Annotated in this window: 15 protein-coding genes and 1 pseudogene; 6 read left to right on the forward strand and 10 right to left on the reverse strand. The window is 70.5% G+C overall.

Annotated features, from left to right (window positions below; all coding sequences use genetic code 11):
• Window positions 1-15 precede the first annotated feature (15 nt).
• Genes ACOGI9_RS08135 through ACOGI9_RS08145 form a run of 3 tightly spaced genes read left to right on the forward strand, consistent with a single transcriptional unit; the run spans window position 16 to window position 5,502 of the window.
• The gene (locus tag ACOGI9_RS08135; protein WP_419856652.1) at window positions 16-1,638 is read left to right on the forward strand and encodes a SulP family inorganic anion transporter; all 1,623 of its coding nucleotides are present in this window, start codon (window positions 16-18) and stop codon (window positions 1,636-1,638) included.
• 40 nt (window positions 1,639-1,678) lie between these two features.
• Window positions 1,679-2,407: a carbonic anhydrase gene (locus ACOGI9_RS08140; protein ID WP_419856653.1), complete on the forward strand. Its 729-nt coding sequence runs from the start codon at window positions 1,679-1,681 to the stop codon at window positions 2,405-2,407.
• A gap of 5 nt (window positions 2,408-2,412) precedes the next feature.
• A complete protein-coding gene (locus ACOGI9_RS08145; protein ID WP_419856654.1) occupies window positions 2,413-5,502 on the forward strand; it encodes an amidohydrolase family protein in 3,090 nt (1,029 codons plus the stop codon).
• Between the two features lie 31 nt (window positions 5,503-5,533).
• Here ACOGI9_RS08145 and ACOGI9_RS08150 read toward each other — a convergent pair whose 3' ends face one another.
• The 3 genes and pseudogenes from ACOGI9_RS08150 to ACOGI9_RS08160 all read right to left on the reverse strand — a co-directional run bounded on the left by ACOGI9_RS08150 (window position 5,534) and on the right by ACOGI9_RS08160 (window position 8,881).
• Complete coding sequence (locus tag ACOGI9_RS08150) at window positions 5,534-6,196, reverse strand: outer membrane beta-barrel protein (RefSeq protein WP_419856655.1); 663 nt, start codon at window positions 6,194-6,196, stop codon at window positions 5,534-5,536.
• 23 nt (window positions 6,197-6,219) lie between these two features.
• On the reverse strand, window positions 6,220-7,212 hold the full coding sequence (locus tag ACOGI9_RS08155) for a TM2 domain-containing protein (protein ID WP_419856656.1): 993 nt from the start codon (window positions 7,210-7,212) through the stop codon (window positions 6,220-6,222).
• Window positions 7,213-8,881, reverse strand: a pseudogene (locus ACOGI9_RS08160) (acyl-CoA mutase large subunit family protein). It abuts the gene before it with no gap.
• A gap of 137 nt (window positions 8,882-9,018) precedes the next feature.
• On the opposite strand from ACOGI9_RS08160, the gene ACOGI9_RS08165 reads away from it, so the two are divergent.
• Both ACOGI9_RS08165 and ACOGI9_RS08170 read left to right on the forward strand, forming a co-directional pair.
• Complete coding sequence (locus tag ACOGI9_RS08165) at window positions 9,019-9,495, forward strand: transporter (protein ID WP_419856657.1); 477 nt, start codon at window positions 9,019-9,021, stop codon at window positions 9,493-9,495.
• A complete protein-coding gene (locus ACOGI9_RS08170; protein ID WP_419856658.1) occupies window positions 9,492-9,839 on the forward strand; it encodes a transporter in 348 nt (115 codons plus the stop codon). Before ACOGI9_RS08165 ends, ACOGI9_RS08170 begins: the two co-directional genes overlap by 4 nt.
• Here ACOGI9_RS08170 and meaB read toward each other — a convergent pair.
• From meaB to aspS, 6 genes are all read right to left on the reverse strand, one after another.
• Window positions 9,826-10,833 (reverse strand): methylmalonyl Co-A mutase-associated GTPase MeaB, encoded by a 1,008-nt coding sequence (gene meaB, locus ACOGI9_RS08175; RefSeq protein ID WP_419856659.1) that lies wholly within the window; start codon window positions 10,831-10,833, stop codon window positions 9,826-9,828. The two genes, ACOGI9_RS08170 and meaB, sit on opposite strands and share 14 nt — an antisense overlap.
• The gene (mgtE, locus tag ACOGI9_RS08180) at window positions 10,830-12,191 is read right to left on the reverse strand and encodes a magnesium transporter (protein ID WP_419856660.1); all 1,362 of its coding nucleotides are present in this window, start codon (window positions 12,189-12,191) and stop codon (window positions 10,830-10,832) included. Before mgtE ends, meaB begins: the two co-directional genes overlap by 4 nt.
• Window positions 12,192-12,270: 79 nt before the next feature.
• Complete coding sequence (gene ybeY / locus ACOGI9_RS08185; protein WP_419856661.1) at window positions 12,271-12,765, reverse strand: rRNA maturation RNase YbeY; 495 nt, start codon at window positions 12,763-12,765, stop codon at window positions 12,271-12,273.
• Window positions 12,762-15,224, reverse strand: coding sequence for an HD family phosphohydrolase (locus ACOGI9_RS08190; protein ID WP_419856662.1), 2,463 nt, complete (start codon window positions 15,222-15,224; stop codon window positions 12,762-12,764). Before ACOGI9_RS08190 ends, ybeY begins: the two co-directional genes overlap by 4 nt.
• Entirely contained in the window at window positions 15,221-16,186 is a 966-nt protein-coding gene (locus ACOGI9_RS08195; protein ID WP_419859259.1) for a PhoH family protein, read from the reverse strand. Before ACOGI9_RS08195 ends, ACOGI9_RS08190 begins: the two co-directional genes overlap by 4 nt.
• Window positions 16,187-16,188: 2 nt before the next feature.
• Window positions 16,189-17,967 carry an aspartate--tRNA ligase gene (gene aspS / locus ACOGI9_RS08200; protein WP_419856663.1) on the reverse strand — a complete coding sequence of 593 codons (1,779 nt, stop codon included), beginning with the start codon at window positions 17,965-17,967 and terminating at the stop codon, window positions 16,189-16,191.
• Between the two features lie 172 nt (window positions 17,968-18,139).
• Here aspS and rlmN point away from each other — a divergent pair, with 172 nt between their 5' ends.
• Window positions 18,140-19,210 carry a 23S rRNA (adenine(2503)-C(2))-methyltransferase RlmN gene (gene rlmN, locus ACOGI9_RS08205; RefSeq protein ID WP_419856664.1) on the forward strand — a complete coding sequence of 357 codons (1,071 nt, stop codon included), beginning with the start codon at window positions 18,140-18,142 and terminating at the stop codon, window positions 19,208-19,210.
• A gap of 6 nt (window positions 19,211-19,216) precedes the next feature.
• On the opposite strand, the gene ACOGI9_RS08210 is transcribed toward rlmN, so the two are convergent.
• Entirely contained in the window at window positions 19,217-19,732 is a 516-nt protein-coding gene (locus ACOGI9_RS08210) for a LytR C-terminal domain-containing protein (RefSeq protein WP_419856665.1), read from the reverse strand.
• Between the last annotated feature and the right edge of the window lie 152 nt (window positions 19,733-19,884).

The following is a 19,884-nucleotide window of genomic DNA, read 5'->3' on the forward strand; positions in this document are numbered from 1 at the left end:
GACGGTGCCTCGCGCATGAAGTTTCGCGCCGCCCCCGGTGACGTGTTCGGCGGCGTGACCTCCGCGATCGTGATGCTGCCGATGGCGTTGGCCTTCGGCGTCGCCTCGGGTCTTGGGCCGGCCGCCGGAATCTACGGCGCCGTTGCGGTGGGATTCTTCGCGGCCGTGTTCGGCGGCACGCCGGCTCAGATTTCCGGGCCCACCGGGCCGATGACGGTCGCCATGGCTGCGATCGTCAGCCTGTATGCCGACAGTGTGGGGGCGGCCTTCACCATCGTCATGCTGGCCGGTCTGTTTCAGATCAGCCTGGGGCTTCTCCGGATCGGCAGTTTTGTAAGCTACACTCCCTACTCCGTCATCTCCGGCTTCATGACGGGGGTCGGCACGATCATCATGGTCCTGCAGGTCATGGCGTTCCTGGGTGCCGATCCCGTTCCGGGAGGGCCACTCGACCAGGTTGCGGCCTGGCCGGGCGCCCTCGCCGCCCCCGGTCTGCATGATCTTGCCGTTGGTGTGGTCGCCTTGACGATCTGCATATTCTGGCCCCGCGGGATACGACGGTTCCTCCCCGCGCCGCTGGTCGCGCTGGTGGTCGGCACCTGCATCGCGCTCTTCGGCCTCACCGAGGCGCGTACCATCGGCGCCATCCCGGAGGGCCTGCCGGCGTTGTACGCGCCACGCCTGGATTGGGGCTCGATCGCGAGCTTCGTGCAGCCGGCGCTGATGATCGCTCTTCTCGGTTCCATCGACAGCCTGCTGACCGCCCTGGTGGCCGATTCGCAGACCCGCACGCGTCACAACCCCAATCGAGAACTTGTGGGCCAGGGTCTCGGCAACCTGGCGGCCGGCGTGGTGGGCGGGCTGCCCGGGGCGGGGGCCACCATGGGCACCGTCACCAGCATCCGGGCCGGAGGACGCAGTCCGCTGGCGGGTGCCCTGGCTGCCGTTCTCCTGCTCGCCCTGCTCCTGGAGTTCGGCTGGATTGCCGAACCCATCCCGCACGCCGTTCTGGCCGGCATCCTCATCAAGGTCGGGTGGGACATCATCGATTGGCGCTTCGTCGTCCGTCTGCGGGCGATCCGCCGCGAGTACGTTCTCGTGATGCTTCTGACCTTCCTCGTGACGGTGTTCGTCGACCTGGTCACGGCGGTCGCGCTCGGACTGATCGCTACGGGCGTAGTGCGCTCGATGGACCGGACGCGGACGGAACTGGACAGTGTGCTTTCCGTGCCGCTCCTGGACCCCGCTTTCGTGCCGGATGTGGCGGATATCGATCCGTATCGCCTCCCGGTGGGGCTCGTCAGGCTGAGGGGCCGTTTCTCGGTCGGTTCGGCAAACGAGCTGACCAGGGCCATCCACGCGGACATCGAGGACCATGACATCCTCATCCTGGACTTTTCCGAGACTACGGACGTGGACGACAGCGCCGCGCTCGCCATCGAGGAACTCGTGGAGACCGCCCTGGACGAGGGTACCGCCTGTATCGTGATGGGGCTCGGTGGCGAGGTAGCCAGGGTCTTGCATTCCCTCGTCGTCTTCCGCCACGTACCCACAGGCCATTTCGTGGATGGTCTCGACGAGGCGAAACGGCTGGCTGGTCACCTGCTCGGCGGTGGCGGTGCCATTGCGCCGGTCTGACCGTCTGCCGGTCGGCGGGGATCCATCGCGGGAGGAGCGGATGGAAGAAACGAACCGGGCAAGCGAGGTGGCCTGGGGCTACGAGGGCGAGACGGGCCCGGATCATTGGGGCGGCCTGGATCCCTGCTTCGCGCTCTGCGATTCCGGTTCGCGGCAGTCTCCCGTGGATCTGGCGAACGCCATTCCAGCTGCGGCCGGCGACATGCTGGACATCCGGTGGCAGGCCACGGACGCGTGCGTGCTGGATACCGGCCACACTGTCCAGGTCGACATGGCCGAGGGGTCCTTCATCGTTCTTGAGGGGCGTGAATTCTCGCTCACGCAGTTCCACTTCCACTTGCCCAGCGAACACACGGTCGGCGGAGCGCGGTACGCGTTGGAGGCGCATTTCGTCCATGTGGCGGCGGCGGGTGACCTTGCGGTGATCGGCACCTTCATCGAGGTCGGCGGGGAAGACGTGAACATCCAGAGGATCTGGGAGGCCATCCCCGCGTACGGCGCGTCGCCCGTGACGCTCTCCGGGTTCGATCCGGCCACGTTGCTCCCGAGGGGCCGCGTCTACGCTCGGTACACTGGCTCTCTGACGACCCCGCCGTGCTCCGAAGTCGTCCACTGGGTGGTCATGGCGGAGCCGACCTTCGCGTCGCAGGCCCAGGTCGACCTCTTTTCGAAGCTGCACCCGCCAAATGCGCGCCCGGTGCAACCGCTGAATGGCCGGACCATCACACTGCACGGCTCGAGCACACAGCCGGAGAGAAACAGGAGATGACACCCATGTCCCAGGTATCGGTCCCCCGCAGCCGTCGTTCGTTCAGCGCGCCCACCCCCCTGACGGCGCGGTTTCTCCTGTCCGTAGCGCTGTTTCTTCTGCCTGCCGTGGCGCATGCCCAGGATCGGGAGGTGCGGGTGACCGTCTCCGAGGGGACGAACATGGCGGCGGCGGTGTCCCCGGACGGGAGCCGGATGGTGCTCGACCTGCAGGGGACGCTGTGGGTGATGGACGCCGGGGGCGGCGAGGCGCGCGCGATCACGGACATGTACTACGACGCGCGGCAGCCGCAGTGGGCGCCGGACGGGAACCGGATCGTCTTCCAGTCGTTTCGGGACGGGCGCTGGCACATCTGGTCGATCGCGCCCGACGGGACCGATCCGGTGCAGCACACCTTCGGACCCTACGACGAGCGGGAGCCCGCCTACTCCCCCGATGGCGGCGCGATCGTCTTCGCGTCGGATCGTTCCGGCAACTACGACATCTGGACGCTCGACGTCTCGGGCGGGCCCGGCGACGGCCGACTCCAGCGGGTGACGGACGCGCCCACGCACGAGTTCACGCCCCAGTGGTCGCCGGACGGCGAATCCCTGGCCTACGCCTCGGACCGCGCCCTCGGGGCGATCATCGTCCGCGAGAGCGGCGGCGCGACCCGGGTCGTGGCGCGGAACGCGGGCGCGATTTCGCCGGCGTGGAGCCCGGACGGAAGCCGGATCGCGTACTCGGCCGTCGTCCAGGGCCAGACCGGCCTCTGGGTGGCCGACGCCGGCGCGGCCGGAGGCGGGGGCGATGCCACGCCGACGCGCCTCACCGAAGAGGGGGCGGACGTCTTCCCCTTCCGTCCCATGTGGATGGGAGAGATCGCCTACACCGGCGACGGACGCATCCGGCGCGTATCGGCGGACGGCGTGCCGGGGGCGGACATCCCCTTCGAGGCCACGTTCGCGTTTACGCGGCGCGACTACGAGCGCGCGCGGCGTTCGTTCGAGGCGGGAGGACCGGAGCCCGTGCAGGGGATCGTCGCCCCGGCGGTCTCCCCCGACGGTCGCCACATCGCCTTCACCGCCCTCGGCGACCTGTGGCTGCTCGACACGGAGGCGGACGGGGCGGACGCCGCGGACGGCGCGACGCCCCGGCGGCTCACGGACGACCCCTTCGTCGACCTGATGCCGACGTGGTCCCGCGACGGCTCGCGGCTTGCCTACGCCTCGGACCGGGCGGGCTCGCTCGACATCTGGGTGCGCGACATGGCCAGCGGCACCGAGACGCGCGCCACCACCGCGCCGGGCGGCGAGGTCGGCCCCGTGTTCTCCCCCGCCGGGGACCGGGTCGTCTTCACCTCGGTCATGGGACTGCAGGCCGCCGTGCAGGTCGTGGACCTCGCGACGGGCGAACTCTCCACGATCCGCAACGATCTCTTCGCCCCCAGCCGGCCGTCGTTCTCCCCGGATGGGCGGACGATCGCGATGTCCGTCCTCTCCCAGTACTCGTCGCGCTTCCGGGAGGGGCGGAACGAAATCCTCCTGCAGCCGCTGGACGGGGGCGAGACGCGCCGGGTCACGGCGGCCGATCACGAGAACATGGGTGTGCGGGCGCTCGACGGGCCGGTGTGGTCGCCGGACGGGCGGCGCATGGCGTACGCCAGCGAGGGCGTGCTGTGGATGGTCGAGGTCGACGCGGAGGGCACGCCCAGCGGGCCGCCGACGCGTCTCTCCAACCACCACGCGGACGCGATCTCGTGGACGGGCGACTCACGGTCCATCGTCTATCAGTCGACGCGCGGGCTTCGCCGCTACCACCTCGACGACGGCCTCTCCGAGGAGATTCCGCTGCGGCTGGAGTGGCAACGCCCCGTACGCGAGGGTGCCGTGCTCGTCCGCGCGGCGCGCGTGTGGGACGGCGTCTCGGACGACATCTCCCGCGATATGGACCTCATCATCGAGGGCAACCGGATCGTCTCCGTCCTCCCGCGCAGCGACGCGAACCTCGCCGCGGTCCTCGACGCGGGGGGCGAGGTCGTGGATGCGGGCGACCACACCGTCCTTCCCGGCCTCGTCGACATGCACTCGCACATGGGCTACGGGATGGGCGAGGCGCTGGGCCGCGCCTTTCTCGCCTACGGGGTGACGACGATCCGCGATCCCACCTCCGACCCCTACGAGGTCGCCGAGCGCCGGGAGTCCATCGACTCGGGCCGCCGCATCGGACCGCGGGAGTTCGCCACCGGCCGCACGATGGACGGCAACCGGATCTACTACTCGGGCGCCGGCTCCCTCGGCCCCAACGGGAACCTCGAGCTGGAGCTGGACCGCGCCGAGCACGTGGGCTATTCCCTCATCAAGACCTACGTCCGCATGCCGGACCTCATCCAGCGCCGCATCATCGAGTTCGCGCACGGGATCGGGATTCCGGTGGCGAGTCACGAGATCTATCCCGCCGTCGCGCACGGCCAGGACCATGTCGAACACATTTCGGGCACGAGCCGCCGCGGCTATTCGCCGAAGGTGACGGCGATGTACCGGACGTACGACGACGTGATCCAGCTCCTTACCGCCTCCGGCATGACGATCACGCCGACGATGGCCCTCATGGGCGGCTGGTGGAAGTCCGTCGGCGACGACCCGTCGTGGACGACCGACCCCCGCTTCGAGGCCGTGTTCCCCGAGGGGATGGCCGAGGCCATGACCGCGCGCGCCCTCACGAGAGGCCGGGCCGGCGGCATCGACGCGCTGCTCGCCGACGCCGGCCGCACCGTGACCCGCGTCGTGCGCGGCGGAGGCAAGGTGGTGGCGGGGACGGACTCCCCGATCATCCCCTACGGCGCCGCCCTCATCGCGGAGGTCGAGAACTACGTCTGGGGCGGCCTCACGGAGGTCGAAGCCCTGCGCACGGCGACATCAGTCGCCGCCGAGGCGCTCGCGATGGAAGGAGAGATCGGAACGCTGTCCGCCGGAGCGCTCGCCGACATCCTCATCGTCGAGGGCAACCCGCTGGAGGACATCGAGGACCTGCGCCGCGCCCGCATCGTGCTGAAGGACGGCGAGATCTTCCGCGTCGAGGACCTGATGCAGCCGCCGCGAGCACTCGTGCCCTGACGCGGGCCGAGGCCCCGTCAGCCCGGCTTCGTCAGCCTCCGAACGGGATCACGAACCCGGCCTGAAGCGCCACGTGCCGCGTCTTCGTGTCCTCCGTCGACGTGTCGTCGATGTTCGCGAGTCCCAGCGAGTAGATCAGATCCACACCCAGCCGCAGGCCGTCGGAAATCGCCATTTCCACCCCGGCACCCGCCGCGACGCCGAAGTCGGTCGATTTCGTCACATCGTCGCACGAGGCCGATTCGTTCACTGATCCCAGTTCGCCAGCATCGACACTCAGGCTCCGGTTGCAGGAGAGGAGGGAAGCCGCCCACGGGCCCAGTAGCAGACCGAAGGACGCTCCGCTGTCTCGCGGCGTTCCGATACGCACGAGCGCCGACGCCTGTACCCAGTCCGCCTCGATGCGGCCCGACCCCCGAATGCCTTCCGACGGGAGGTCCACAGACAGTTCCGTACCCTTCTGCACGTACGCGCCGCCGATCCGAAGCTCGACCGTGCCTCCGACCGGAAACGAGAGGTCGAGGCCCGCGACCACGCCCCGTCGGGCGTCCTGGTCCGGCACTCCTTCCACATCCGTGGAGACCGTGGCATCGCTCAGCCCGCCACGAAATCCGAGCGTCGTTTGCGCCATCAGCGGGGCAGCGATCAGGAGCGGAATCAGGAGGGGAAGGAGCGACGTGACGATTCTGCGCATGTGGAAGCCGACCTTTCGGAAGATCAGAAGAGACTCGTTGCGATGAACAGTACGGCGACGCCGCTCAGCACCCAAATCACGCGGTCGCTGCGCTGGAGGAGGACGTGCTTGTTGAGGATCGCCCCGATCGGGGCGGCGAAGGCGTAGGTCGCGAACAACGTCATGTAGAAGTCCCGCACCAGGGAGGTGGTGAAGCCCCCCGTGCCGCTGGCGGCCTCGATGATGTCGAAGACGGTGAAGATGATCGTGAACCAGACGCCGAACTGCAGGTAGAGCCTGGCCTCGGCGCGCCTGCGCCTGCGGAGGATGGCGAACGCGGCCAGCACCTGGCGGAAGGCGAGCGACACGGCCCCGCCGGGATCGTTCGTGTAGTAGAACAGCCGCAACCGGTGCGCCCAGCGGTCGAACCCCCGCAGGATGGGCAGGTTGGAGAGGGCGGCCCAGCGGGTGCCCAGCAGGGTGATCGCGATGAGCGCGAGCACCGCGATGATCGGCTCGTAGACCCCGAATCCGCGGGCGAACGTGCCCAGCGACCCGCCCGCCAGCATCATCACGACGGAGTCGGCCACCAGGCGGACCCGCGTCCCCCGCTTCGCGGCCCAGTGCGGCTCCGGCGGCAGCGTCTCGCCCTTGGCCGGCATGAAGGCGAGCTGGCGGGGCGGCAGGCCGAGGAACCGCCGCCGCGCCTGGTCTTCGTTGAACTTCCGCACCATGCGCGGGATCAGAAGGACGTCCACGAGCCACCACAGCCCCGCGCCCCCCACGGTCAGGAGCATGAGGAGGCCGGTCCCGGGACGGTCGAGATAGAAGCGGTGGCCGCCGAAGATCCCCGTCAGGAGCCACAGGGGATAGGCGATGCCCTCGCGCTTCGGCCGGTAGCTGTAGAGCTGGTCGAGCACCGCGCGGGAGAAGTCGAGGTCCCCCCGCCCGGGCACCTGGGGAGGGCCCTGATGCAGCGCGGAGAGACCGAAGAGGGTGTCGTCGGAGGTCCCGGGGCCTGGCTGATCCCCGCGCATCTAGAAGGCCACGGGCTCCTTGAAGCGGCCGTACACCTTCTCGAGCACGATCCGGATCTCGCCCAGCGTCGCGTAGGCCCGCACGGCGTCGAGCAGGGGCGGCAGCAGGTTCGCGTCCTCGCGCGCGGCCCGCCCCAGCGTCTCCAGCGCCCGCTCGACCGAGGCGGAATCGCGGCGCGCGCGGAGATCCGCCAAGCCGCTTCTCCTGCTTCGCGGCGGCCTCCTCCCCGATCCTCAGAATCTCGATCGGTGGCTCCTCCGCATCCTCGAACCGGTTCACGCCCACGATCGTCTGCGTCCCCTTCTCCACCTCGTCCTGGAACCGGCGCGCGGAAGCCGCGATCTGCGCCTGGAAGTAGCCGGACTCGATCCCGTACACGACCCCGCCGATGTCATCGATCTCGCGGAAGATGTCCTCCGCCTCCGCCTCGAGTTCGTCCGTCAGCGACTCCACGTAGTAGGAACCCGCGAGCGGATCGATCGTGTTCGGGACGCCGGTCTCGTAGGCGAGGATCTGCTGCGTGCGGAGGGCGATCTTCGCCGCCTCCTCCGTGGGGAGCGCGAGCGTCTCGTCCATCGCGTTCGTGTGCAGCGACTGCGTGCCGCCGAGCGCCGCGGCCATCGCCTGGTACGCGACCCGCACGATGTTGTTGTGCGGCTGCTGCGCCGTGAGGGAGACGCCGGCCGTCTGCGCGTGCGTCCGCAGCCGCAGGCTCCGGGGATCCCGGGCCCCGTACACGTCGCGCATGTGCCGGGCCCAGATGCGGCGCCCGGCGCGGAACTTCGCGATCTCCTCGAAGAAGTCGTTGTGCACGTCCCAGAAGAAGGAGAGCCGCGGCGCGAAGCTGTCCACGTCGAGCCCGCGTTCGATGCCCCGCTCGACGTAGGTGAAGCCGTTCTTGAGCGTGTAGGCGAGTTCCTGCGCGGCGGTCGCCCCCGCCTCGCGGATGTGATAGCCGGAGATGGAGATGGTGTTGAAGCGCGGCGCGGCGTCCGCCGACCACTCGAAGATGTCGGCGATGATCTTGAGCGCGGGCTCCGGCGGGAAGATCCACGCGTGCTGGGCCTGGTATTCCTTGAGGATGTCGTTCTGGATCGTCCCCCGGACCCGGTCGAGCGGCACGCCCTGGTTCTCCGCCGTGACCAGGAGGAAGGCGTACAGCATGAGCGCGGGCCCGTTGATCGTCATCGACACGGAGACCTTGTCGAGCGGGATGCCGTCGAAGAGCGTCTCCATGTCCGCGAGGCTCGAGATCGCGACGCCGCACTTCCCCACTTCTCCCTCGGAGCGGCGGTCGTCGGAGTCGTACCCCATGAGGGTGGGGAAGTCGAAGGCGACGGAAAGCCCGGTCTGTCCGCGCCGGAGGAGGTACTTGTAGCGCTCGTTCGTCTCGTGCGCGGTGGCGAAGCCGGAGAAGAGCCGCATCGTCCACAGCTTCGTGCGGTACATCGAATGATACGGGCCGCGCGTGAACGGGAACTCGCCGGGCGTGCCGAGCCGGTCCAGGTAGCCGCCCGGGCCGGTGTCGCCGGCGTCGAGGGGGGTGTAGAGCGGCTTGATGTCGCGCCCGGAGATGCTCCGGAAGCTGGTGTCGTCGCGCTGCGGCGCCTGACGGAAGACCGCTTCCCACAACTCGAGTTGATCGCTCAGCGCGCCGTGCTTGCTCATGCCCCGTCCTGTATCGTCCGGCTCACGCCGCGGCCTCGCTGCCGCGCGCTACCGGCTCCCAAAGTAGGGAACGGACGTTCCCGCGGGAACGTGCCCGCGCAGACCGCACGAGGCCGCGAACGCCTGAGAGAGGCAAGATGATGCGCAGACGATGGATCCTTCCGGCCCTCGGGGTGGGCTCGCTCTTCGCGATGACGGCCGGGTCCGCGCACGCGCAGCGGGGACCGCTGGTGGCGGACCGGCCGGACTTCACCGAGGCGGCGGCGACGGTGGGGCGCGGCGTGGTCCAGCTCGAGTTCGGCTACACCTACGAGTACGACCGGCCGGAGGGCGGCCGCGGCGGGGTGTGGACGCACTCGCTGGGCGAACCTCTGCTGAGGATCGGGGTGCTCGGCGACAGACTCGAACTTCGCCTGGGCCTGAGTCCCGTCTCCGTGGGCGCGGGGGCGGACGGGCGGAGCTTCACCGAGACCGGGATGGAAGACCTTTACCTGGGCACAAAGCTGTTGCTGGCCGAACAGGAGGGGCTGCGGCCCGCGCTGGCGATCCTTCCCCAGGTGACGGTCCCCACGGGGAGCGACGCGTTCACGAGCGACCGCACGCTGCCGGGGTGAACTTCATCTACGGTTGGGACCTCTCGGAGACGGTCGCGCTGTCGGGCAGCACGCAGATGAACCGGGCGCTGCCGGAGGCGCGCGGCGGCGACAGGGAGTACGCCGAGTGGGCGCAGTCGGCCGTGGCCGGGTTCTCCGTCGGCGCGCGGGCCGGGGTCTACGCGGAGTGGTTCGCCTTCTTCCACGCGGAACGGGGCGGGACCCGCGCGGAACACTACGCGAACGGCGGCTTCACCTGGAGCTTCGGCGACGACCTCCAGTGGGACATCCGCGCCGGCGTGGGACTGAACGAGTCCGCGACGGGCTTCTTCGCGGGGACGGGACTCGTCGTCAGGTTCCCCTGAGCGTCTCCCTGAACTCTTCGTACAGCCGGCGCGCGAGCGCGTAGGGAGAAGCGCCGGAATCCAGCGTCTCGGGAGAGGCCGCGCGCCAGATCCGCTGCGCGTCGCGTTGTGAGCGGCGGAGGAGCGCGTCGTGCGCGCGGCGGAGGCGGGCGGCGCGGCGGTTCGCCTCGAGCCTCCCCGTCGACCGGAGCCAGTCGAAGTGCCGGTCCAGGTGCGCCGCGAACTCCTCGACCCCGCGGGCCTCGGACGCGACCGTCTGGGTGATCGGCATGCGCCAGACTTCGGCGCCGTCGCCGGGGTCGCCCGCGCCGCCGCCCGCGCCGCTTGCGGGGCGGTTCGCGAAGCGGATCGACATGATGATCGCGATTTCCTTCTCCAGCCGGTCGGCGCCGGGCCGGTCCGACTTGTTGATGACGAAGAGGTCCGCCACCTCCATGAGCCCGGCCTTCATCGCCTGCACCCCGTCTCCCGATTCCGGGACGAGGACGACGGCGGTCGTGTCGGCGGAGACGGCGATGTCGAGTTCCGCCTGGCCCACGCCGAGCGTCTCCAGGATCACGCGGTCGTAACCGGCCGCGTCCATGAGGTCGGCGGCTTCCCGCGTCGCGGTCGCGAGGCCGCCGAGGGAACCCCGGCTCGCCATCGAGCGGATGAAGACGCCGGGCTCGGTGGAGAGTTCGCCCATGCGGATGCGGTCGCCGAGCAGGGCCCCGCCGGTGAACGGACTCGTCGGGTCCACGGCGACGATCCCGACCTTGAGAGACTGCTCGAGGTAATGGCGCGTAAGTGCCGCCGTCAGCGTAGACTTGCCGGCGCCGGGCGGCCCCGTGATGCCGATGCGCCGCGCGCGTCCGGTGCGCCCGTCCAGCCGCTCGAGAAGCGCCTCGAATCCGTCGCTCTCGTTCTCGACGTGCGAGATCCCCCGGGCCAGCGCCAGGGGCTCGCCGCCCGCGATGCGGCCGGCGAGCCCCCCCGCATCGAACGCCGCGCTCACAGGAGAAACCGGGTCGCGAGCCCCAGCAGCAGGACGAACCCGAACAGGTCCGTGAAGGTCGTGACGAAGACCGACGAGGCGACCGCCGGATCCACGCCGGACCGCTCGAGCAGGATCGGGAAGAAGGCGCCCAGCGCGGAGGCCACGGCGAGGTTCCCCCACATCGCGATCATCACGACGAGCCCGAAGATGGCCTCGGTGTTCGGGAGCAGCAGCGAGACGACCGCCACGAGCAGCCCGATCGCGAGCCCGTTCACCAGGCCCACGACGAGTTCCTTGACGACGGCGGACCAGCGCTCCTCCGGCAGTTCGTCGGCGAGCGCGATGCGGCGGATCGTGACCGCCAGCGCCTGCGTGCCCGCGTTTCCGCCCAGGCCCGCGATCACCGGCATCACGGCCGCGAGGATCGCCAGCTGTTCGATCGTGTCCCGGTACAGCCACACCGCGACCGCGGCGACCGACAGCGTGAGCGTGTTCACGGCGAGCCACGGCAGCCGGCTGCGGATCGCGCCGAGCGTCGTCCCGCGCAACTGCTCCTCGTCCGACACCGCGGCGAAGCGCAGGATGTCCTCGGTGACCTCCGCCTCTACGACGTCGATCACGTCGTCGAAGGTGATCTGTCCCACCAGCCGTTCCTCGGCGTCGACGACCCCGATCGCGGCGAGGTTGTAGCGGGACAGCAGCCGCCCCACCTCCTCCTGGTCCAGATCCACCGAAACCACGGCCGGAGGTTCCTGGAGCAGGTCGGAGATGGGCGTCTCCGGCGCGGCGAGCACGAGGTCCCGCAGCGTGACGACGCCGCGCAACCGCCCCCGCCGCCCGACGACGAACACGGTGTAGAGGTCCTCCGTCCCTTCCACCTGCGCCCGAAGCGCCTCGATCGCCGCGGCCGCCGTCGCCTCGGAGTCCACCGCGCACAGCTCGCGGGTCATGATCCCGCCCGCCGACTCCTCCGGGTACTCGAGCAGTTCGCGGATCTCCCGCTCTTCCTCGTCCGGCACCGACTCGAAGACGCGGGCCCGCTCCTCCGGGTCGAGTTCGCCGATGAGGTCGGCCGCGTCGTCGTCCGCGAGTTCCTCGACGATTTCGGCGATCCGGTCCGGCTCCATGCTCGCGAGCAGCTCGCCGGGCTTCTCCTCCTCCTCCATCTCGGCGAGGGCGTCCGACGCGAGGGCGGCGGGGATGAGCTGGAGGAGAGCCATGCGCTCGGCCTCCTCCACGTGCTCGAGCACGTCCGCCATGTCGCTCGGATGCAGCGGTTCCACGAACGCGAGGAGCGCGTCCTCGTCGCCCGCCTCGAGGCGGACGCGGACCTCCTCGATCAGGAGGTGGCGCTGCTCTTCCAGGTGCTCGTGCATGCTCGCTCGGGCGCCGGCCCGCGGAGGCGGGCGGTTCGCGGATCAGGGCCTTCGGGAAGGCCGCGGAGGACGGGGAATGCTACGCGCGGCCACGAAACTCGGCCAGCAGCCGCGCGAGCAGCCGCTCCTGGAGTTCGAACATCGGAGAGGCATAGCGCGCCTCGCCTTCCGGATGGTCGTGTCCGAGCAGATGGAGGACGCCGTGGATGAGGAGGCGCAGGATTTCCTCGCCCGGATCGAGCCCCAGCTCGCGCGCGGAAGCCTCGGCGGCGTCCGGAGAGATGTAGATGTCGCCGACGAGCGGGTCCTCGCCGAGCCCGAACGCGAGCACGTCGGTGAGGTCGTCGACCCCGTGGTAGTCCCGGTTCAGGGCGCGCATGGCTGCCGCCGGGAGAAAGGTGACGGAAAGCTCGGCGCCCTCGCCCGCGGCGGCGCCCGGGGCATCTCCGGCGGGCCCCGCGCCCAGCGCCGCCCGCGCGGCCGCCTTCAACTCGGCCTCGGAGGGACCCCGCCAGCCTTCGTCCTCGCCGGGGGGGAAGTCGATGCGGATATCGGGCGGCACGGGTGCGGTCAATCCGTCCGCCCGCTGGCGACTCCTTCCGGCTCGGCGGCCGGCTCCGGGTCCGAATCCGGGAGCGAATCCAGGGCGGGGATGGGTCCGGTGTCGCCCTGCGCGGCCTGCTCGAGGTCGATCGGCTCCGACGCGGCCCCCTCCCCCGCGGTCGCCGCCACCTCCTCCACGCCGCCCTTCTCCGGGCCCCCGCCGGCGGCCGCCGCGCCGGGACCGCCGGGCGTCTCGCCGGGCGCGGCGGGCTTCGGATAGTCGATGCGGTGGTGATAGAGCCCCGTGAGGACGTGCGCGAACTCCCGCTTGACGATGCGGACGTCGCGGTACGTGAGCGGGCAGTCGTCGAGTTCGCCGGAGTCGATCCGGTCCTGCACCAGGTGGTCGATGAGGGCCCGGATGCGCTCGGGACTCGGGTTCGAGAGCACGCGCGACGCGGCTTCCACCGCGTCCGCCAGCATCGCGACGCCCGTCTCCCTGCTCTGCGGCTTCGGGCCGGGGTAGGCGAAGTCGCTCGGGTCCACTTCCGCGACGCCTTCCCGGGCGCGCGCCTTCTCGAGGAAGTAGCGGATGAGCTGCGTGCCGTGGTGCTCGCGAATGAAGTCCTTCACGACCTCGGGCAGACGCGCCTCCTCGGCCATGACGAGCCCGTGGCGCACGTGGTCGCGCAGGATCTCGGCGCTCTGCCACGGCGTGAGATGGTCGTGCGGGTTCAGCCCCCGGGGCTGGTTCTCGATGAAGTACTGCGGGCGCTCGAGCTTCCCGATGTCGTGGTAGTAGACCCCGACGCGGCCCTGGACGGCGTCGGCCCCGATCGCCTCGCAGGCCGCCTCGACGAGGTTCGCGACGTTGATCGAGTGGGCGTACGTGCCGGGCGCCTCGCGCGCCAGCCGCCTCAGGAGCGGCCGGTTCATGTCGGAGAGTTCGAGCAGCGAGGCCTCCGTCGTCCGCCCGGTGAACGCCTCGAGCAGCGGGAGGCCGATGCCGACGCCGAGTCCCGTGCACACGGTGGCGTTGAGAAACCCGAGCGCCGCGGTCGTGCCCATCTCGCCCAGCGCGTAGTGGCCCGTGAGGACGAGCAGGAGGCCGGCCCCCACGTAGGCCGCGGTGATCAGCATGACGAGGACCCAGCTCTGCGAACGCGTGCGGATCGTGTGGACCGCGAAGGCCGCCGTGACCCCGCCCGCCACGGTCACCATCGGGGCCGCGAGTCCCGCAAAATGCGGTTGGCCCATGAGGATCCCCGTGATCGTCGACACGACGACGAGGCCGAGGAGGCTGTCGAACAGCGCCGCCGCGAGGAAGCCGGCCAGCGCGACGGGCACGAGCGCGGGCGAACCCTGCGTGGCGGCCACGGCGCCGGCGGCCGCCATCACGATGACGACGAGCCCGAGCAGGACGGTGAAGCTGGGGAGGGCCTCGTAGATGTCGCGGCGGAAGCGGAACGTCGCGAAGACGAGGATTCCGAGCATGCTCATGACGAGGAGAACCATGCCCAGGCTGCGCAGGAAGTCCGACGTCGTGCGCGTCCCCCCGCGCTCCAGGATCTGGGCCTGGTAGGCGAGGAGCCGGCGGTATTCCTCCTCCGTCACCACCGTGTTCTCGGTGATGATGCGCTCTCCCTCGAGCACGAAGCCCTCGACCTGGGGGATCGCGGCGCGGGCCTGCTCGCGCGCCTGCCGGGTCGCGTCCTGGTCGATGCGCAGCGTCGGCTGCCCCATGAGGAGGAGTTGCTGGAAGAGCGCCGCGCCGCCGGGCGGCAGCCGGTCTCCCACCCCCTCCCGGGCGGCCCGCGTGAAGTCGCCGAGCCGGACGAGATCCCCGACGGCGCGCACGCGGTCGTCGCCGGAAGATTCCTCGCGCACGACGACGTTCGCCGCGCTGATGTCCGCGAGTTCGCTCTCGCGGATCACCCCCTCGCGCAGTCCCTCGAAGGCCGTCTCGAGTTCGTCGCGCAGCAGGCCGCGCGACGCTTCGTCGAGGAGGTAGTCGACCTGGAGCGAGTCGATCACCCCCTCGGCGGTGAGGTCGATCCCGATCCCGCCCGCGACCCGGCGGACTTCGTCCCGGACGAGGGCGGCGTTGGCCTCCGCCGCGGGGATGACGGAGTCGAGTTGCGTGACGAAGGCGTTCACGCGCTCGACGCTGCTGTCGGCGCGCGCGGGTTCGAAGCGCAGCCTCGGCGTCACGCCGGCCTCCGCCTCGTCCTGCTGCTCCCGCAGGCGGTCCGGATCCTTGGGCACGTCGAAGTCGAAGTCCGCGTTGATCGTCTGCCGGGCGACGCTGCCGGGGTCGATGCCGTCGAACCCGCCCGGCGTGCTCTGCGGGAACATCAGGGGGACGGCGAGGGCGATGACGGCGACCATCCCGGCCCGGAATCCGTGGTGGACCCACGCGTCCCGGCGGCCGCCGGCCGGCGGCCGGTTCACGGGGCGCAGGTAGTCTCGGACGCGACCGAAGAAACTCACCGCTCGGACTCCCGGTACGCGCGGATGATCTCCTTCACGAGTCGGTGCCGGACGACATCCGCGTCATCCAGGTAAACGAAGTCGATCCCGACCACGTCGCGCAAGACTTCCTCGATCTCCAGGAGTCCCGAATCCTCGGGGCGCGGGAGGTCGATCTGCGTCTTGTCCCCCGTGATCACGGTCTTGGAGTTCAGCCCGAGCCGGGTGAGGAACATCTTCATCTGGGCGGTCGTCGCGTTCTGCGCCTCGTCGAGGATGAGGAACGCGTCGGAGAGCGTCCGGCCGCGCATGTACGCGAGCGGGGCGACCTCGATCACGCGGTCCTCGATCGCGCGGCGGACGCGGTCGTGGGGCATCATGTCCTCGAGCGCGTCGTAGAGCGGGCGCAGGTAGGGGTCGACCTTCTCGCGGATGTCGCCGGGCAGGAAGCCGAGCGCCTCGCCGGCCTCGACCGCGGGCCGGGTGAGGATGATGCGGCGGATCCGCTTCCGGTTGAGCGCCTCCACCGCCGCGGCGACGGCGAGATAGGTCTTTCCGGTGCCGGCCGGGCCGATGCCGACGACGATGTCTCGCTCGCGCATCGCGGCCAGGTACTTGTCCTGCCCCGGCGACTTGGGCCGGATCGCGCGCCGGGCCCCCGCCAGCGCCACCTCCTGTTTATCGGTGCCCCGGGCGGCGGCGGACTTCCGCGAGCGGCCCTCGCCATCGGCGGGCGCTTCGAGGAAACGCTCGACATCCACCGCATCGAAGGGGCGCCGCAGCCGCGCGTAGCGGATCATGCGCCGCGCGGTGGGAGAGGCGCGATCCACATCCGCCTGCGGCCCGGAGAGGATCATCTCCTCGCGCCGGAGGACGACGCGGATGTCGCAGTGGCGGGCCAGCGTCGTGAGGTTCGAGTCGTTCACGCCGGCCAGCAACTGCTGGTCGGCCCCTTCGATGGAGAGGCGCCGCTCCGTCGCCACGCTCAAGCGCCGGTCCCGGTTTCGCCGGTCACGGAGATCCCGAGTTCCTCGAGTTCGGCCGGGGTCACGGACGACGGCGACCGCTCGAGCAGGCCCCGGGCCGCGGCCGTCTTCGGGAACGCGATGACGTCCCGGATCGACGCGCAGCCGGCCATCTCGGCCACCAGGCGGTCCATGCCGACCGCGAACCCTCCGTGCGGCGGCACGCCGTAGCGGAACGCCTCGAGCAGGAAGCCGAAGCGCGCCTCGACCTCCTCGGGCGTGAGCCCCGTCGCCTCGAGGATGACGCGCTGCACCTCGGGCAGGTGGCAGCGGATGCTCCCGCTGGCCAACTCGATCCCGTTGTAGACGATGTCGTACGCGATCGCGTTCACGGAGAGCGGATCTTCGCGCAGGCGCTCGGGGTCGGGGTCCGCCGGCATCGTGAAGGCGTGCTGGGCCGGAACGGGAAGGCCGGTGTCGGGATCCCGCTCGTAGAGGGGGAACTCCGTGATCCAGAGCCACTCTTCCCCGCTCTCGTCCACGGCGCCGAGTTCCCGGGCCGCCCCGCGCCGCAGCCGGTCGAGGGCGGGCGAACTCTCCGCATCGACGCCGGCGACGAGGAAGACGAGATCGCCCTCCCCCACCCCGAACTCGGCCTCGAGCGCGCGCGCGACCTCCTCGCCGACGACCTTCGCGGGCGGACCGGACCAGCCGTCCGCGGTGCGCTTCAGCCACAGGGCGCCCTTCGCGCCGGCCTCCTGCGCGAGCTTGTCGTAGTGGGCGATCCGCGAGCGGGAGAGCGTCGCGCCGCCCGGCAGGACGAGCCCCCGGACGCGGCCGCCGGCCCGCGCGGCGCCGTCGAAGATGCCGAAGCCGATGCCGGTGAGCGCGTCCGTGAAGTCCCGTATCTCCCAGGGGATGCGGAGGTCCGGCTTGTCCGTGCCGTAGCGCTCCATCGCCTCGGCGTGGGGCAGGCGCCGGAAGGGCACGGGAAGCTCCCGCTCGAGCCCGTCCCGCCAGACGCGCGCGAACATCTTCTCCGCGGCGCGGAAGACGTCGTCCTGCTCGACGAACGCCATCTCCACGTCGATCTGCGTGAACTCGGGCTGGCGGTCCGCCCGCAGGTCCTCGTCCCGGAGACATTTCGCGATCTGGAAGTAGCGGTCGAAGCCGCCGCACATGAGAAGCTGCTTGTAGAGCTGCGGCGACTGCGGGAGGGCGAAGAACCGGCCCTGGTGGACGCGGCTCGGAACGAGGTAGTCCCGTGCCCCCTCCGGCGTCTGCCGCGTGAGGAGCGGGGTCTCGATCTCGACGAATCCCTGCTCGGTGAGCGAGGCGCGCACCGCGTTCGTCGCCACGTGCCGGAGCCTCAGGTTGCGCTGCATCTCGGGGCGGCGCAGGTCGAGGATCCGGTGCTTGAGGCGGAGTTCCTCCGAGGGCAACTCCTCGTCCGGGGGCTGATAGACGAGGATCGGGAGCGGGTCGGACACGGACACCCGCCGCAGACTCGACACCCGGATCTCGATCTCGCCCGTGAGCATGTCCGGGTTGGGTTCGGGGCGCGGCGCGACGACGCCGGTCGCCTGCACGACATCCTCCGGGTTCAGCTCCGTCACGAGCTCGAGGCCGGCGGCGTCCGACCACTCCGGGCCGAAGGAGAGCTGGAGCAGGCCGGTCCGGTCGCGCAGGTCGACGAAGAAGAGTCCCCCGAGGTCGCGACGACGGTGTACCCACCCGATGACCCGGACTTCGCGTCCGGACCACGAGGCCTCGACCTGCCCGCAGCCGGCGTCGCGCAAGGCGGTCTCGAGCGAGGCCGGCTCACGCCGTTCGGTCGGTAGCGATAGTTTGGTCAGGAGAACTCGCGGCGCCAGGGAATCGGTTCGGAATCGGTCCCGAGAAGTGCGGAACGCCGCGAAAGATAGCCGATTTTCGGCGACGCCAGCAAGCGACGCCAGCAAGAAGCGGGGGATGACGGAAAGCACACGAGCGGAACTGCTCGCGGAGCCGGGAGAAGGCGGGCGGGAGCGGCTGGCGGCGTTCTTCGCGGCGCGCGGAGAGCCGGCGTACCGGGCGCGGCAGGTGGAGGAGTGGGTCTGGGAGCGAGGCGCGCGTTCCTTCGACGAGATGACGAACCTCCCCGCCGGCCTCCGGGAAGCGCTGGAGGCGGTCTTTTCGCTCACGCCGATCGAACCGGACTACACGGCCCGCTCGAGGGACGGGACGGTGAAGCACCTGTGGCGGCTCGACGACGGCGAGCGTGTCGAGTCCGTGCTCATCCCGACGCGCGACCGCCTCACGCTCTGTCTCTCGTCACAGGCCGGCTGCGCGCTCGCCTGCCGCTTCTGCGCCACCGGCGACTTCGGGTTCCGGCGCCAGTTGAGGGCGGCGGAGATCGTGGCGCAGTACCGCGACTCCCTGCGCGTCGCGCGCGAGGAGATGGGGCGGCCGGCGTCCAGCCCGATCTCCAACGTCGTGTACATGGGGATGGGAGAACCGCTGGCGAACCTCGATGGGGTCATCGGATCGCTCGCGTCGCTGCACGGAGGGTTCGGTCTCGGGGCGCGGCGGATCACCGTGTCGACCGTCGGTCTCATCCCGGGGATTCTGGAACTCGCCCGGCGCCCGGAGCCGTTCGAACTCGCCGTTTCGCTGCACGCGCCGTCCCACGAACTGCGGCTGCGGCTGATGCCGATCGAGAAGCGCTACCCGCTGCCGGAGCTGTTCGACGCGCTGCGCACGTACCAGAGCTACAAGAACCGGCGCATCAGCTTCGAGTACACGCTCATCCGGGGGGTGAACGACGACCCTGCGCTGGCGGAGCCGCTGGCGAAGCTGGCGCGGGGGCTCATCTGCTTCGTGAATCTCATCCCCTTCAACCCGATTCCGTCGCGTCCGGAGTGGGGTCCGAGTTCGACCGAGGGGATCGCGCGTTTTTCGGAGGCGCTCGCCGCGCGAGGGGTGGGCAATGCGGTGAGGAGACCGCGGGGACGGGACATCGACGCCGCCTGCGGACAACTGCGGCTGGCGCGGGAAAGCTAGTCCCGCTCAGTCCTTTCCGAGGTTGACGAGCAGGCCGGCCCAGTCGCTCCCCACGACCACGCTCGCATCGAGGTAGAGTTCGGGATCGATGGCGACGGCCAGCGAGTCCGTACTCAGCTCGCGGGCGACGGAGAGCGCGGCGCCGAGGCGGCCCGATCGATCCAGGACGTGCGTGACTTCGTGGTCGAAGTGCTCGGCGTTACCGGTCGCGACGACATCGAAGCCGAGGACCCGGAGTCGGTCGGCGAACTGACGCGCGAGCCCCCTCTCGCCGGCCCCGTTGAGGACTTCGACCTTGATGCGGTCCGTCAGGTCGCCCCGTCCGGGAATCTCGCCCGTCGCGGAATCCGTCGCCGCGGAACCCTCGTCCCCCGCGCCCGCCGCCGTCGCGGCCGGTACGGGTCCGGCCCCGGCGAGCACCGCGAGCCGCACGACTTTCCATTCCTCCCAGAAGAGACCGATGAAGGCGCCGGCGCCGATGAGGATCGCCGTCGTGATCAGTCCCCGGAACGCGGAAGCCACTCGCTGGAAGGCGCCCTGCCGCCTGCGATAGCGGGCACGACCCTCGGGACCTCGTCGAGTTTCCCGCCTGGACCGCCGTCTGGACCTCGAAAGCACTTTGTCGCCTCCCGTCGTCCTCCCGTCCGCCCATCGACCGTGCTCGGCCGTCACCC

Source organism: Candidatus Palauibacter irciniicola, from assembly GCF_965208695.1.
Lineage (GTDB): Bacteria > Gemmatimonadota > Gemmatimonadetes > Palauibacterales > Palauibacteraceae > Palauibacter > Palauibacter irciniicola.